At 52.3% G+C, this 14,341-nt stretch carries 13 protein-coding genes and 4 tRNA genes; 7 read left to right on the top strand and 10 right to left on the bottom strand.

The window, feature by feature from the left end; all coding sequences use genetic code 11:
* Positions 1 to 60: 60 nt before the first annotated feature.
* From lepB to trmN, 7 genes are all read right to left on the bottom strand, one after another.
* On the bottom strand, positions 61 to 1,020 hold the full coding sequence (gene lepB, locus K6K13_RS15530) for a signal peptidase I (protein ID WP_222157803.1): 960 nt from the start codon (positions 1,018 to 1,020) through the stop codon (positions 61 to 63).
* Between the two features lie 16 nt (positions 1,021 to 1,036).
* On the bottom strand, positions 1,037 to 2,836 hold the full coding sequence (gene lepA / locus K6K13_RS15535) for a translation elongation factor 4 (protein ID WP_222157804.1): 1,800 nt from the start codon (positions 2,834 to 2,836) through the stop codon (positions 1,037 to 1,039).
* 293 nt (positions 2,837 to 3,129) lie between these two features.
* Positions 3,130 to 3,588, bottom strand: a complete 459-nt coding sequence (gene rseC, locus K6K13_RS15540; protein WP_222157805.1) for a SoxR-reducing system protein RseC — start codon at positions 3,586 to 3,588, stop codon at positions 3,130 to 3,132.
* A 24-nt stretch (positions 3,589 to 3,612) separates the two neighbouring features.
* The gene (gene rseB / locus K6K13_RS15545) at positions 3,613 to 4,590 is read right to left on the bottom strand and encodes a sigma-E factor regulatory protein RseB (protein ID WP_222157806.1); all 978 of its coding nucleotides are present in this window, start codon (positions 4,588 to 4,590) and stop codon (positions 3,613 to 3,615) included.
* Positions 4,590 to 5,246, bottom strand: coding sequence for an anti-sigma-E factor RseA (rseA, locus tag K6K13_RS15550; protein ID WP_222157807.1), 657 nt, complete (start codon positions 5,244 to 5,246; stop codon positions 4,590 to 4,592). The genes rseB and rseA overlap by 1 nt, the downstream gene beginning before the upstream one ends.
* A 50-nt stretch (positions 5,247 to 5,296) precedes the next feature.
* On the bottom strand, positions 5,297 to 5,872 hold the full coding sequence (gene rpoE / locus K6K13_RS15555; RefSeq protein ID WP_222157808.1) for an RNA polymerase sigma factor RpoE: 576 nt from the start codon (positions 5,870 to 5,872) through the stop codon (positions 5,297 to 5,299).
* Positions 5,873 to 6,190: 318 nt separating this feature from the next.
* Entirely contained in the window at positions 6,191 to 6,937 is a 747-nt protein-coding gene (trmN, locus tag K6K13_RS15560) for a tRNA(1)(Val) (adenine(37)-N(6))-methyltransferase TrmN (protein WP_222157809.1), read from the bottom strand.
* Positions 6,938 to 7,237: 300 nt separating this feature from the next.
* Here trmN and srmB point away from each other — a divergent pair, with 300 nt between their 5' ends.
* Entirely contained in the window at positions 7,238 to 8,575 is a 1,338-nt protein-coding gene (gene srmB / locus K6K13_RS15565) for an ATP-dependent RNA helicase SrmB (protein ID WP_222157810.1), read from the top strand.
* Positions 8,576 to 8,673: 98 nt separating this feature from the next.
* On the opposite strand, the gene grcA is transcribed toward srmB, so the two are convergent.
* The gene (gene grcA / locus K6K13_RS15570) at positions 8,674 to 9,057 is read right to left on the bottom strand and encodes an autonomous glycyl radical cofactor GrcA (RefSeq protein ID WP_195316349.1); all 384 of its coding nucleotides are present in this window, start codon (positions 9,055 to 9,057) and stop codon (positions 8,674 to 8,676) included.
* A 359-nt stretch (positions 9,058 to 9,416) separates the two neighbouring features.
* Here grcA and ung point away from each other — a divergent pair, with 359 nt between their 5' ends.
* A complete protein-coding gene (ung, locus tag K6K13_RS15575; protein WP_222157811.1) occupies positions 9,417 to 10,112 on the top strand; it encodes a uracil-DNA glycosylase in 696 nt (231 codons plus the stop codon).
* Between the two features lie 129 nt (positions 10,113 to 10,241).
* On the opposite strand, the gene K6K13_RS15580 is transcribed toward ung, so the two are convergent.
* Positions 10,242 to 10,317, bottom strand: a tRNA-Ala gene (locus K6K13_RS15580).
* Positions 10,318 to 10,556: 239 nt separating this feature from the next.
* On the opposite strand from K6K13_RS15580, the gene K6K13_RS15585 reads away from it, so the two are divergent.
* Positions 10,557 to 11,441, top strand: a complete 885-nt coding sequence (locus K6K13_RS15585) for an alpha/beta hydrolase (protein WP_222157812.1) — start codon at positions 10,557 to 10,559, stop codon at positions 11,439 to 11,441.
* A gap of 101 nt (positions 11,442 to 11,542) precedes the next feature.
* Here K6K13_RS15585 and gltX read toward each other — a convergent pair whose 3' ends face one another.
* Complete coding sequence (gltX, locus tag K6K13_RS15590) at positions 11,543 to 12,958, bottom strand: glutamate--tRNA ligase (RefSeq protein ID WP_222157813.1); 1,416 nt, start codon at positions 12,956 to 12,958, stop codon at positions 11,543 to 11,545.
* A 268-nt stretch (positions 12,959 to 13,226) separates the two neighbouring features.
* Here gltX and K6K13_RS15595 point away from each other — a divergent pair.
* The 4 genes from K6K13_RS15595 to K6K13_RS15610 all read left to right on the top strand — a co-directional run bounded on the left by K6K13_RS15595 (position 13,227) and on the right by K6K13_RS15610 (position 14,327).
* Positions 13,227 to 13,302, top strand: a tRNA-Val gene (locus tag K6K13_RS15595).
* A 103-nt stretch (positions 13,303 to 13,405) separates the two neighbouring features.
* Positions 13,406 to 13,481 (top strand) — tRNA-Val (locus tag K6K13_RS15600).
* Between the two features lie 7 nt (positions 13,482 to 13,488).
* Positions 13,489 to 13,564: transfer RNA gene (locus tag K6K13_RS15605), tRNA-Lys, on the top strand.
* 328 nt (positions 13,565 to 13,892) lie between these two features.
* The gene (locus K6K13_RS15610) at positions 13,893 to 14,327 is read left to right on the top strand and encodes a DoxX family protein (RefSeq protein WP_222157814.1); all 435 of its coding nucleotides are present in this window, start codon (positions 13,893 to 13,895) and stop codon (positions 14,325 to 14,327) included.
* Positions 14,328 to 14,341: the final 14 nt, after the last annotated feature.

The raw sequence follows: 14,341 nt of genomic DNA on the forward strand, positions 1-14,341 counted from the left end.
TCGGAGTTATAACAATTCTACAACGTACCCGAAAATAATGCTGCGGGTTTATCACGGTGATTAATGAATTCGACCAATTCGGCTCAGACGTACGCCTGTTGGCCATTCACCTTCTTGTTTCTCGAAGCTCATCCAGATTGCCGTTGCGCGACCGACCAGATTCTTCTCCGGCACAAAGCCCCAGAAACGACTATCGGCGCTGTTATCACGGTTGTCGCCCATCATGAAATAGTGCCCGTTTGGCACCACCCACGTGGCCAGCGGCTGGTGCGACTGCTGGTAGTACATGCCCAGTTGATCCTGGCTACCCGGTACCACCAGAATGCGGTGCGAGACATCACCCAGCGTCTCCTGACGAACGCCCATCCGCACGCCGCCCGGCTTTTCCTCACCGAGCGGCAGCGCGTAGAAACCGCTGCTCGATTCCGAACCTGGACGGCCGAACGTTTGGACAAAATCACTGGCGTCGAGGTTGCTGTAGGTCACCGCGACAGCGCTGTCACATGCCGAGCCTTCACAGGCAGGGCGCACCGTAACCTGCTTGCTGAGCGGATCGTAAGAAATCCTGTCACCCGGCAAACCAATCACACGCTTGATATAATCCAGACGCGGATTTTCAGGGTATTTGAATACCGCCACATCCCCGCGCCGCGGATTCCCGGTCGGGATCAACGTCGTCTGCGTGATCGGATCCTTGATGCCGTAGGCAAATTTCTCCACCAGAATAAAATCGCCAATCAGCAACGTCGGCATCATTGAGCCCGACGGTATCTGGAACGGTTCGTAAACAAAGGAGCGCACAAAAAATACCAGCGCCAATACCGGAAACACCGAAGCACAGGTTTCAATCCAACCGGGCTGTTTGATAGTCACAACGCCCGTGCTGCCATCCTGCTGCGCGCTCAGCGCCGCCTCCGCTCTCGCCTTGCGTGCCGGTGCCCATTTAAAGCGTTCAAAACACCAGACAATGCCGGTGACAAGCGTCGCCAGCGCTAAAACCAAGGCAAACATATTGGCCATGCCAACTCCTTAGGGTTTATTTGCTCTCTTTGCCGACGTGCAGAATGGCCAAGAAGGCTTCTTGCGGCAATTCAACGTTGCCGACCTGTTTCATGCGCTTCTTACCGTCTTTCTGTTTCTGCAACAGCTTTTTCTTACGGCTCACGTCGCCGCCGTAACATTTCGCCAATACGTTTTTACGCAGCTGTTTCACGGTCGAACGCGCGATAATGTGGTTACCAATGGCCGCCTGAATGGCAATATCAAATTGCTGGCGCGGGATCAGCTCTTTCATTTTTTCCACCAGCTCACGACCACGATACTGTGAGTTGTCGCGGTGGGTAATCAGCGCCAACGCATCAACACGCTCGGCGTTAATCATCACGTCAACACGCACCATGTCAGAGACCTGGAAACGTTTGAAACTGTAATCCAGCGATGCGTAACCGCGCGAGGTGGATTTCAGTCGATCGAAGAAATCGAGCACCACTTCCGCCATCGGAATTTCATAGGTCAACGATACCTGATTGCCGTGGTAAACCATGTTGGTCTGCACACCACGCTTCTCAATACACAAAGTGATCACGTTGCCCAGGTATTCCTGCGGCAACAGCATATGGCATTCCGCAATAGGCTCACGCAGCTCTTCAATGTTGTTGAGCGGCGGTAGCTTGGAAGGGCTGTCAACGTAGACAATTTCCTGACGCGTGGTTTTGACTTCATAAATTACGGTCGGTGCCGTGGTGATCAAATCCAGATCGTATTCACGTTCCAGACGTTCCTGAATAATCTCCATGTGCAGGAGGCCCAGGAAGCCGCAGCGAAAACCGAAACCCAACGCGGTTGAGGTTTCCGGTTCGTAGAACAGCGAGGCGTCATTGAGGCTCAGTTTGCCCAACGCGTCGCGGAAGTTCTCATAATCATCAGAACTGACTGGGAATAAACCCGCATAAACCTGCGGTTTAACCTTTTTGAAGCCCGGTAGCGCTTTATCAGCCGGCTGGCGAGCCAATGTCAGGGTATCCCCCACCGGGGCACCGAGAATGTCTTTGATGGCGCACACCAGCCAACCCACTTCACCACAATTAAGCACATCGCGATCGACCTGCTTCGGCGTGAAAATCCCCAGACGATCGGCGTTATACACCTGACCGGTACTGATGACCTTCACTTTATCACCCTTGCGCAACGAACCGTTTTTGATGCGGATCAGAGAGACCACACCGAGGTAGTTGTCGAACCAGGAGTCGATGATCAGCGCCTGAAGCGGCGCATTAGGATCGCCTTCTGGCGGTGGAATCTCTTTTACCAGACGTTCAAGCACATCAGGCACGCCAACGCCGGTTTTCGCCGAGCAGCGCACAGCATCGGTGGCATCAATGCCGACGATATCTTCAATCTCTTCTGCGACACGCTCGGGATCGGCGGCCGGCAGGTCAATCTTGTTGAGCACCGGGACCACTTCCAGGTCCATTTCCATCGCGGTATAGCAGTTGGCGAGCGTTTGCGCTTCTACGCCTTGGCCTGCATCCACCACCAGCAGCGCACCTTCGCACGCCGCCAGAGAACGTGAAACCTCATAAGAGAAGTCAACGTGCCCCGGTGTATCGATAAAATTCAGTTGGTAGGTTTCGCCATCTTTCGCATGGTAATCCAGCGTTACACTTTGCGCTTTGATGGTGATGCCGCGTTCACGTTCCAGATCCATGGAGTCCAGCACCTGCGCCGCCATTTCGCGGTCAGATAAACCGCCGCAAAGTTGAATGATGCGGTCAGAAAGCGTCGACTTACCGTGGTCGATATGGGCAATAATGGAGAAATTTCGTATATGCTTCATTATGAAAGTTTTTCTACCTTGGTATTTCTGAAATTCTTGCCGTCTGGCATGCGCATGCGATGAAAATGGCGGCAATGCCTTCCCCTTTCACCAGAACCGATGCATTCTACATGTCAGACGCCGGAAAACCTAGTCATCAACCCGTATTCCCTTTGATTATGGCGCTTTTATTCCATCATGGCAGACAACCGGGAAAAAGATGACGTTTAAGGACCAGCACGCGCGCGTTAGACGGAGAATATCTCGGTGAGAAACGACCGGGTGGCGCAGCGGCTCACCCGGTTAAATGAGGTTCAGGATTCGATTTGCAACGGCTGCCCCGGCAGGGCTATTTGCAAAATAGCCGGTCGGTAGTGACGTTTTTCGCCTAATTTAAGCGACCAACCGCGTACCAGAATATACGCCAACGCGGCACCCAGCAGTGCGCCCAGCACCGCCGCCAGATCGTTGGCAAACAGTGCCTGTAGCAATCCCGCCCCTGCGAACAAGCCTAACAGCGGTACCAGATAGACCAACATGGCAGAACGCAGCAGACTACCTTCAGAAATACCCAATTCAACGCGCTGACCAGGCAGCAAGGGCTGCTCGCACGGAACGTGCAGCGCCTGTTCAGCGGAGCGTCCCAATTCACTCAGAAGTCCGGTGCCACAGGTTTTACGTGACTGACAACCGCTGCACCCGGAACGCTGCTCACAGTGCAGCACCGCCATGCCATCGTGCCAGGAAACCACGGTCGCCCACTCTTTGATCATACCTGCGCCCTACATCTTGCAAATTTACTGCGATTGAAAAATAACATTATCCGCAATGCGTTTAACCGTGGTAGGGGGTAATTCGCCCACTACGGTTATTTCATACCCATTGCGAATTTCTGTGTGTACGCTTCGCCTCCCCGTCGTGACATACTGCTCGGCACGGAATTCTGACGATGGCCTGATATTAACAGAAAAGCTGAATAAACCATCACTGAACAGGCGCGATTCAACCGGGATGCTGATCCCAGGCAACGTTCTGCGGGTACGGGAGATCTCTTTCATGCCCTGCGGCAGCCATTCAGGGATCCAGGTCAGGTCGACCGTTTCAACCGACGGTGTCGTCAGCAATGGCGGTGACCCTTCGCTCAATAATGGGCGTAACGTCTCACGGATATCATCACTGACCACCAGCGATGTCACCAGAAATTGCTCCATCCGTTCCCCGTTGCGATCCTGCAAATCAATACGCAACGGCAGTTTGGTGGCAACATCAAACCATACGCTGTAGCTATAACGTGTCCCATCCCGGGAAATAATACGCATGCCTTCACACAGGCGATCGGCGATACGCACTCTGCCTGCCGCCGGAATGAAGTCATAGAACGCAGACAGCGATTGATGATCGGCATAAACCAGGCTGGGGAACGAATCGATAATGTGATCACCGGAAAGCGAGAAGGGTTCGAGATCGGCATCAAAGTAACTGATGTCACGGTCTCGCTGCACGATTTCTCTGCGAGGCCCATCCATAAACAGCAACTGTGCCAATGGACGGTTATCTATACGGGCATGCCGATAGCGCAGAGATTCTATGCCCTGCCGTGAGATATTGATGAAATGTATTTCATAATTCAATGCCCGAATAGCATTGCCCATCTGTTGCAGCGAGGACAAGGGCTGAGGCTGCAACACCGTACCTGACGCAGGCTGCGCCAGGACGGTTGTTGAATAGGGTAAGCAACCGAGCAGAATGCAAAAAGCAAACCCAACACGCTTCATTAACGAGACTGCGTTCCTAAAGATTGAGTGCCAGGCACCTGAATAGCGGCCTGCTGTTCTTCATCTTGCTGACCTTGCAACGGCTCCGAATGGAGGCGGCGCTGCAATTCATAGTCCTGCAACATGACATTGATGCGGTTGCGCTGTGCTTCAACCTGACGTTGACCACCGTGCGACACCACGTTTTCAGACGGTACGCCCAGGCTGACCGGAGAGGCGGTGCCCATGGCGGGAAGCGTACTAAACGCAGGCATGTCGTTTTGCGCTTCCGGTGCTTGATCCGGAGAGCGTTGCATTTGCACGCCAACGATCACGGCCAGTGAGACACAGGCGGCTACACCGACCTGAGTCAACTGGCTTGCCCAAGGGCGCACTTTGTCCCAGAACGACAAACGCGACCAGGTATCGGGATGAGGCTGTGCTTCGGGAATAGCCTGAGGCGCAATGCGCACCGGCTCTTCGGCAATCGCCTGCGCAACGCGTGCGGCAATGTCGATTTCAATGACACTCTGCGCTACGTCACCACGCAGCGTATCGCGAATCAAATGGTAGCTTTGCCAACTTTTTTGCAGTTCAGCATCCCGCCCCAATGTGTTAAGCAGTTCGGTATCCGCTGCCTCGCCGTCCATTAAAGCGGAAAGTTTCTCTTTCTGCATACCCATACCCTTACCTTGTCAAATCCATCATGGTTAAAGCGAAAACCGGGTTAACGTTGAATTAGCGGTTGTACTTTGTTATCGATCGCTTCTCGCGCACGGAATATGCGAGAACGAACAGTGCCGACCGGGCAATCCATAATGGCGGCTATTTCTTCATAACTCAGGCCATCAAGTTCGCGTAGCGTAATCGCCATCCGTAAATCTTCTGGCAACGCTTCAATGGTTCGAAACACGATACTTCTCAATTCCTCTGACAACATTAAGTTCTCAGGGTTCGATATTTCTTTTAATGCGCTGGCGGTTTCATAATTTTCAGCGTCATTGGCATCAACGTCGCTCGACGGTGGTCGCCGCCCCTGAGCAACCAGATAATTTTTGGCCGTATTGACCGCAATGCGATGCAGCCAGGTGTAGAATGCACTATCGCCGCGAAAAGACTCCAACGCGCGATAGGCTTTAATAAACGACTCCTGCACCACATCCGGCACATCCCCAGGAGGAACGTACCGTGACACCAGGTTCGCCACTTTGTGCTGGTAGCGCACCACCAGCAAATTAAAAGATTTCTGGTCGCCTTTCTGGACACGTTCGACCAGAATGCGATCCGCTAGCTGCTCGCTCATCCGAGGTAATGTCTCCTCAAACCGTTCTCCACACGTAAAAATAGTACTGCCAGCCATGTCGTTATTGAATAATCTGAGCAAGCTGTAAGTCGGACATCACCGGTGAAAAAAAGTTCCCGATAACGTTGGTTCCTTCTTCTTTATTTGTGCTGCTCAGCCTGCCCCATGTGTCTTCGCGCGTCGGCGTTTACATCCGTACACGTCGCGCAGCTTTCTGTTCTTAAGCGGGGACAGTCAGGGGATCATACGCGAAAAATCGTTCAATAGCACCGTTAGCACTCTGAGAGTGCCCCGCCCTCGTTAACGACAAGGAATATCCTACATAAATAAATAGAAATCCTTGGTCAATGCACGGAAATCATCAGAGTAGCTGCCATCTTCTGCGCGAACAATCAGCATTCGCCCCTCGCAGGAGCCTACTTGCTTCGCCAGGGTCAACAGCTCCCGATGCGGTTGGCCTTCAGCCCTCTCTCGCACCGCCAGCCGCTGACGTATCGACCACCCTTGTTGGCATGCCGTGATGCAAAAATCACTGGATACCTGACGTGGTAGTACAACACAGAAACGCCCTTCCGGCTCCAGCAGCCAGTAAGCACAATGGAGTAAGGTTTCATGGGACAAACTCTCGGTATAGCGGGCCGTGCTGCGCGCCTCGGTCCTGCACGCACTACCGGGTGCAAAATAAGGAGGGTTACTGACAATCAACGCGTAACGTGATGCCGTTTGTGCCGTAAACGTCTCAATATCACGATTTACCACGCTGATACGTGATGCCCACGGAGAAGCCTGCCGATTCTCTTGTGCCTGCATGCTGGCGTCAGGCTCTACCTCAACCGCATCAATCGTCACCGTATCCGGGCTACGCTGTGCCAGCATCAGGGTAATAATGCCGGAACCACAGCCAATATCCAGCACACACCCCGTTTGCGGCACCGGAGCCCAGGCACCGAGCAAAATGGCATCCGTACCCACTTTCATCGCACACCGATCGTGCGCGACAAAAAATTGTTTAAACGTGAACCCGTTGCGCCGCAATGTTTGTGCTCGCGCTGCGTGCTGATGCATGATGAACTGCTCCTCCTGAAAACCGCCGTAGCATAAGGGAATCCCTGCACCAGGGAAAGCACCCCGCCGAGCAAAGCGTGTTAATCGGTAAAGCATGAAATATAGGGGTATATACCCAAAATAATTCGGGTTGCAAGAAGGCGGCAAGAGGGAGAATCCCGATGAGCTTACTCAGATAAGTGATTCGGGCGAACGAGTGCAGCCAACGCACAGGCAACGTGAAGTATGATGGGTATATAAACAGATGATGAAGTACAGGCGTAATGCGTCTATAATCAGCGCCCCAAACAGAGGTAGACCATGACTGCAACCCAATTTTCCGATCTTGATCTTGATGAAAGCCTGTTAGATGCCTTGCGCGATATGGGCTACGAGCGCCCCACTGCCATTCAACTCGCGGCGATCCCACCCGCTATGGACGGGAGAGATGTCCTGGGATCCGCGCCAACAGGAACAGGAAAAACAGCAGCCTATCTGCTGCCGGTGTTGCAGCATCTGATTGACTTCCCGCGTAAAAAATCAGGACCACCGCGTATTCTGATCGTCACGCCTACGCGTGAACTGGCGATGCAGGTGGCCGAACAGGCCAAAGCATTGGCGGCACATACCCATCTGGACGTGGCAACCATCACTGGCGGTGTGGCCTACATGAACCACGCTGAAGTCTTCAGCGAGAACCAGGATATTGTGGTGGCGACAACAGGGCGTCTGCTGCAATACATCAAAGAAGAAAACTTTGACTGCCGCGCGGTGGAAACGCTGATTCTGGACGAAGCAGATCGTATGCTCGACATGGGGTTTGCTCAGGATATCGAACATATTGCCGGTGAAACTCGCTGGCGCACACAAACCTTGCTGTTTTCCGCCACGCTGGAAGGCAATGCCGTCAAGGATTTCGCAGAGCGACTGTTAAAAGAACCGGTAGAGATAGAAGCCGACCCTTCACGACGTGAACGCAAAAAGATTCTGCAATGGTTTTACCGCGCCGATGATACTGAACACAAAACCGCGCTGCTGGCACATTTGCTGAAACAACCGGAAACCACCCGCGCCATTGTGTTTGTACGTAAGCGCGAGCGCGTGCATGAACTCGCAGCCTGGCTACGCGAAGCGGGGATCAACAGCTGCCATCTGGAAGGCGAAATGGTGCAGGCCAAGCGTAATCAGGCCATCACACGTCTGAGCGAGGGTTTGGTCAATGTATTGATTGCTACAGACATTGCCGCTCGCGGATTGGATATCAACGATGTCAGTCACGTCTTCAACTTTGACTTACCGCTCACGGCCGATATCTACTTGCACCGTATTGGGCGTACCGGACGCGCTGGCAAAAAAGGGTGTGCCATCTCATTGGTAGAAGCCCACGATCATTTGCTGCTTGGTAAAATCAGCCGTTACTTAAATGAGCCGTTAAAAGCGCGCGTCATCGATGAACTGCGTCCGAAAACCAAAGCGCCAAGCGAAAAAACCAACGGTAAGCCGTCGAAAAAAGTGCTGGCCAAGCGTGCTGAAGAGAAGAAAAAGAAGAAAGAGAAAGAAAAAACCAAGGTGAAAGTGCGCCACCGCGACAGCAAGAACGTCGGCAAGCGCCGCCAGCCTGCGCAGAAAACGGACGATACGCCTTCAGGCGCAGAGTGATTCCGTTTCGATACCGCCTCCCGGCACTCACGCCGGGAACCAACATCGAGCACAAAAAAAGGAGCTTTCGCTCCTTTTTTATTACCGCAACTGCACGCTTACAGACTTTCAGTGAAAGTACGCGTAATCACGTCACGTTGTTGTTCAGGGGTCAGTGAGTTGAAACGCACTGCATAACCTGAAACACGGATGGTCAACTGCGGGTATTTTTCCGGATGTTTTACCGCATCTTCCAGCGTTTCACGGCGCAGAACGTTCACGTTCAGGTGTTGACCACCTTCCACGCGCACTTCAGGTTTGATTTCCAACGGAACTTCACGATATTCAAACTGACCCAGATCGCTCACAGGAACGATTTGATCTTCACTGTAATCCGCTTTTGCGCAAACGCAGCGTGCTTCTGATTTTTCTTCATCAAGCAGCCAGAAAGAGTTAACCAGAGCGTTGTTGTTAGCTTTAGTAATTTGAATGCCAGTAACCATAATTGCCTCCGTAAAACAGCAGAATCGTGTCTGAACCTGGGAAGGGTTGTCATACTCACCGACACGAGGTTTTAACCACAAAATGAAATTCACTTACCTTGTGTAGTTATATACCAGTACCTTAGCCGCCAATCTTTGATTTAAATCAATTAATTCAGGGTGCGGAAATCAGGGTTGATGGCAATTAATTGTTTTACATCAATTTTAACTCAAAGGGGTGATGCAATTTTTTTGTAAATTTTCAACTTTTTTATAATCATCCCTTCACTACCCTCAACTTTCCCACCACAGTGTTTTACCTTGAGAGCAGAGATCGGTAAGCTACAGCCCTCTTTCACAACACCCGCATCGAGGACAGGATGACAACCGAACTAACGTGGCATGACGTTTTGGCACAGGAAAAAGAGCAGCCTTATTTTGTGCAAACGTTGACGTTTGTCGGCAATGCCCGCGCCGAAGGAAAGGTAATTTATCCCCCGCAGAAAGATGTGTTTAACGCCTTTCGCTATACGGAGTTCAATCAGGTAAAGGTCGTGATCCTGGGACAAGACCCCTATCACGGGCCTAATCAAGCGCACGGCCTGTCATTCTCCGTCCGTCCGGGCATTCCCGCACCGCCGTCATTAATGAACATGTACAAAGAGCTGGCGAACGATATTCCCGGTTTTACGATCCCGCGGCATGGTTGTCTGCAAAGCTGGGCGGAGCAAGGTGTGTTGCTGTTAAACACCGTGTTAACGGTAGAGGCCGGTCAAGCGCATTCCCACGCCAACCTCGGCTGGGAAACCTTTACCGATCGCGTGATTAGCGCGTTAAATGAAAAACGCGAAGGCATCGTGTTTCTGTTATGGGGAGCACACGCGCAGAAAAAAGGCAGCATTATCGATACGCAGCGCCACCATGTGCTGAAATCCCCACACCCGTCACCGCTGTCAGCACACCGTGGCTTTCTGGGCTGTCACCACTTTTCCAAGACGAATCAGTTACTGCAACAGCAAGGGCAGCCGCCAATTGATTGGATGCCGCAGCTACCGGATTCAGCAACAGATCAGTAATGCCGCCAGTTCGCAAGCAGTGCTACAGCAATGCAAATCGTTTGCGAACTGAGCCCACAGCAAGACTTTACTGCGCTATAGCGATCGTTTGGAGGACAATGCAGGAAAAAAAACGAAAATAAGAAGGAGTGGTGGAGCTAAGCGGGATCGAACCGCTGACCTCTTGCATGCCATGCAAGCGCTCTCCCAGCTGAGCTATAGCCCCATTACACCAGACGGTGACACTGATTGTCTGTGTGAACGGCCAGAATAATATGCAACCCGCTCAGGTGTGTCAACGGCTAAATCTCTTTCTGCTGTCAACCGCTGAAAAAGCCGCCAGCGCGCCGCTTTTATCAACGCTTTTAGCGTAATACCGCATATAAGAACAGAAAAAAACGCTGGTAATGATAACGGGTTTTATTATCATCTTTTACTCATCCATCAGAACCTTAACAGGTCATTATGCGCTATTTGCCCGTTGTGCTTATTACTCTGATCGCCTCCAGCCTTTTACCCGCGCGGGCACAGCCCCCTGTCGCTACGCTCTCTGAAAACGCAAAACGCTACTTCAGCATTGAGCAACACGATATGGAAAGCCCCCGTCAGCTTCAGTACCGTGTCTTTATCGCTACGCCACGCGATATTACCGCACAGGAGAAACGTCCGGTGCTCTATGTACTGGACGCCAATGCCCAGTTCCCGCTGGCGGTCAACAGTTACACCCCCGCGCAGGGGCCTGCGCCTGTGATTGTCGGCATCGGCTATCGTATTGATCAAGGTTATGACATTCCTGCCCGCACCCGTGACTACACGCCGCCGACCCCAACAATCGATCCGGATTTTGGGGCGGGCGGGGAAGCCGAGCAGTTTTATCAGTTTATCCAACACAGTGTAAAACCGTGGGTAGAAACACACGCCCCCGTTAATCCACAGCAGCAAACACTCGCCGGCCACTCCTTTGGCGGGTTATTCGTGCTGTTTACCCTGTTTAATCATGGGGAATCCTTCCAGCGCTATCTGGCTGCCAGCCCGTCTATCTGGTGGGGAGACGGTGTAGTCATCCCCAAACGTTCACCGCTGCTTACGGCACACCCTACGTCAATCACGATAAGCGTAGGCGAATATGAAGAGAAGCCCCCCAAAGCCGATCCCAACCAACCGGTCGATCCGAAACGCGCCAAGCGTCAGGCACAGCGTACCATGGTAACCAAAGCGCGCGATCTGGCGGCGCAATTGCACACCGAAAATCCTGCGGCCAGCTTTATCCTGTTCGAAGGTAAACACCATGGCAGTGTGATCCCCGATGCAATGGCAAAGGCGGTAGAAGTGACCATTCAGCCACAGTGAGATCAAGATTGCCCCGAAACCGTGAATAAAAAACGCCCCGTGCAGCGTACTCCTAAAAAGGAGGGCCACACGGGGCGTTAATCAATAGCAGGATTACGCGATTATTGCTGTGCTTCACGCTCGGCGATAAAGACCAGCGCTTTATCGATGCGTGCCAATGCACGTTGCTGACCCACCGCATGCACCGTGACATCGACGCCCGGTGATTGACCCGCGCCAGTTACCGCCACACGCAGCGGCATGCCTACTTTGCCCATACCCTGTTGCAGTTCGTCCGCCGTGCCCTGAATCGCGTGGTGAATGTTTTCCGCATTCCAGTCACTGATGGCAGCCAGTTTCTCACGCACCAGTTCCAACGGCTGGCGAGCGACCGGGCGCAAGTGTTTCTTGGCGGCATCGGCATCGAACTCGGTAAAGTCTTCATAGAAATAACGGCAGGACGCTGCGATTTCTTTCAGCGTCTTGCAGCGCTCACCCAGCAGCGTCACCAGTTCGCACAGTTGCGGCCCGGTACGGGTGTCAATCCCTGCCTGCTCAATGTGCCATGACAGGTGTGTTGCCACATATTCAGCCGGAAGATGATTGATATAGTGGTGGTTGAGCCACTGCAACTTCTCGGTATTGAAGGCACTGGCCGATTTGCTTACCGCGTCCAGCGTAAACAGCTGCGTCATTTCGTCGATGGTGAAAATTTCCTGATCGCCATGTGACCAGCCCAAACGGACCAGATAGTTGAGCAGCGCCTCCGGCAGATAACCATCATCACGATACTGCATCACGCCCACGGCACCGTGGCGTTTGGACAGTTTCTTGCCATCATCGCCCAGAATCATCGACACATGGGCATATTCCGGCACCGGCGCACCCAACGCTTTCAGGATATTGATTTGACGCGGGGTGTTGTTGATATGGTCTTCACCGCGAATAACGTGCGTGATTTCCATATCCCAGTCGTCGATCACGACACAGAAGTTGTAAGTCGGCGAACCATCAGTACGGCGAATGATCAGATCGTCCAGTTCCTGATTGCTGAATTCGATCGGACCACGAATACGGTCGTTGAAAATCACAGAACCATCTTGCGGGTTACGAAAACGTACCACGTGAGGCTCATCATCGGCATGATGCGCATGAGAATCGCGGCAGCAGCCGTCATAGCGCGGTTTTTCACCCTTCGCCATTTGATCTTCACGCAGCGCTTCCAGACGCTCACGGCTGCAATAGCATTTGTAGGCGGTGCCCTGCACCAGCATGTCATCAATCACCGCGTTGTAGCGGTCAAAACGCTTGGTCTGGTAGTACGGGCCCTCATCCCAATCCAGGTTCAGCCAGTTCATGCCATCCATAATGGCATCAATGGCATCCTGCGTTGAACGCTCCAGGTCCGTGTCTTCAATGCGTAAAACAAACTCACCCTGATGGTGACGGGCAAAGAGCCAGGAGTAAAGCGCAGTACGAGCGCCGCCGACGTGCAAATAGCCAGTGGGACTTGGCGCGAAACGAGTTTTGATTTTCATTGGGATAATAAGCCTTGTTACTTAAGGGCGACTGGCAGACACCAGCGACGGTTCCAGTTAAACGTTGGCGATATTCTATCACTCTGCCCTGATTCCTCAACGCTGTAACCACATTGCGCGTTGAATAGGGTGAGTATTACGCCGAATTATTGACCATGAATGCCCAGAAAAACGACGTGTTGCCTAATTTTACAACGAACACGCATTTTGCATTTAAAAAGCGTTGACTCACTTTCAACTATCCCTATAATGCGACTCCACACAGCGAGTGTGATTAGCTCAGCTGGGAGAGCACCTCCCTTACAAGGAGGGGGTCGGCGGTTCGATCCCGTCATCACCCACCACTCAATTCGAGTGCCTGTTGTGTGAAGTATCATGTTGTAAAGTATCACGACATGAAGTACGACTGTGTTAGCACGGAAGTACGATGTAAGAAAAAGTGAAATTGGGTGATTAGCTCAGCTGGGAGAGCACCTCCCTTACAAGGAGGGGGTCGGCGGTTCGATCCCGTCATCACCCACCACTTCTGCGGGTCGTTAGCTCAGTCGGTAGAGCAGTTGACTTTTAATCAATTGGTCGCAGGTTCGAATCCTGCACGACCCACCATTTCCGCAGATATTCTTTCGTATACCCTTAAGCATCCTGTTTTCATCCTCTCCGGTATGGTCTTATACAGCTATATCTTCGCATTCTTTCAATCCCTCAGTTCTTGTCTTGTGCTCAGTCTGACTGACTCTCCCATGTCACTGCCTGCCTATCTTCCTAACGCTATTTTTACATCCTTCGCTTTCTCCGCACGCCACTCGCTCAAACCACAGCAATTTTTTTGATTAGCTATGTCAAATAAATTTGTTTTCTCTGCGTCACTAAAATGGCGACACTACGCCCTGTTGTCCTTCCCACAATTTTGTGAACATACATAGGGTTAATTATTATGATTGCTCAGCTCAATCGGTCATTCAATCGCCTCGCAGACCATCAGGATGCGGGCATTCTGTTACTGCGTCTGACCATTGGTATTTTGTTGCTGTTTCACGGTGTAGCCAAAATAGAGCACGGCGTGGGTTGGATCGTGCAAATGCTGCAAGCGGCGGGCCTGCCAGGCTTTATCGCTTACGGCGTGTACATTGGCGAAGTGGTCGCTCCGATCCTGATTATTTTGGGTGTGTTTACCCGCGTTTCCGGCCTGATTGCAGCCTTAACCTTGGTGGTTGCCACCCTGATGGTCGGTATCGGTAATTTCTTTACCCTGACCAAAGTCGGTGCCTGGGCGTTGGAAGTGGAAGCTCTCTACTTCTTCGGTGGCCTGATCATCACGCTGGTCGGCAGTGGACGTTACTCTGTAGTGTCCAACCCAGATTACCGCTGATTTTACCGTCAAAG

Origin of the sequence: Symbiopectobacterium purcellii (genome assembly GCF_019797845.1) — a bacterium.
Taxonomy (GTDB): domain Bacteria; phylum Pseudomonadota; class Gammaproteobacteria; order Enterobacterales; family Enterobacteriaceae; genus Symbiopectobacterium; species Symbiopectobacterium purcellii.

Excerpts from the sequence above, each read along its gene's own strand:
- lepB (WP_222157803.1), bottom strand. The coding sequence starts at position 1,020 with ATGGCCAATATGTTTGCCTTGGTTTTAGCGCTGGCGACGCTTGTCACC.
- lepA (WP_222157804.1), bottom strand. The coding sequence starts at position 2,836 with ATGAAGCATATACGAAATTTCTCCATTATTGCCCATATCGACCACGGT.
- rseC (WP_222157805.1), bottom strand. The coding sequence starts at position 3,588 with ATGATCAAAGAGTGGGCGACCGTGGTTTCCTGGCACGATGGCATGGCG.
- rseB (WP_222157806.1), bottom strand. The coding sequence starts at position 4,590 with ATGAAGCGTGTTGGGTTTGCTTTTTGCATTCTGCTCGGTTGCTTACCC.
- rseA (WP_222157807.1), bottom strand. The coding sequence starts at position 5,246 with ATGCAGAAAGAGAAACTTTCCGCTTTAATGGACGGCGAGGCAGCGGAT.
- rpoE (WP_222157808.1), bottom strand. The coding sequence starts at position 5,872 with ATGAGCGAGCAGCTAGCGGATCGCATTCTGGTCGAACGTGTCCAGAAA.
- trmN (WP_222157809.1), bottom strand. The coding sequence starts at position 6,937 with ATGCATCAGCACGCAGCGCGAGCACAAACATTGCGGCGCAACGGGTTC.
- srmB (WP_222157810.1), top strand. The coding sequence starts at position 7,238 with ATGACTGCAACCCAATTTTCCGATCTTGATCTTGATGAAAGCCTGTTA.
- grcA (WP_195316349.1), bottom strand. The coding sequence starts at position 9,057 with ATGGTTACTGGCATTCAAATTACTAAAGCTAACAACAACGCTCTGGTT.
- ung (WP_222157811.1), top strand. The coding sequence starts at position 9,417 with ATGACAACCGAACTAACGTGGCATGACGTTTTGGCACAGGAAAAAGAG.
- K6K13_RS15585 (WP_222157812.1), top strand. The coding sequence starts at position 10,557 with ATGCGCTATTTGCCCGTTGTGCTTATTACTCTGATCGCCTCCAGCCTT.
- gltX (WP_222157813.1), bottom strand. The coding sequence starts at position 12,958 with ATGAAAATCAAAACTCGTTTCGCGCCAAGTCCCACTGGCTATTTGCAC.
- K6K13_RS15610 (WP_222157814.1), top strand. The coding sequence starts at position 13,893 with ATGATTGCTCAGCTCAATCGGTCATTCAATCGCCTCGCAGACCATCAG.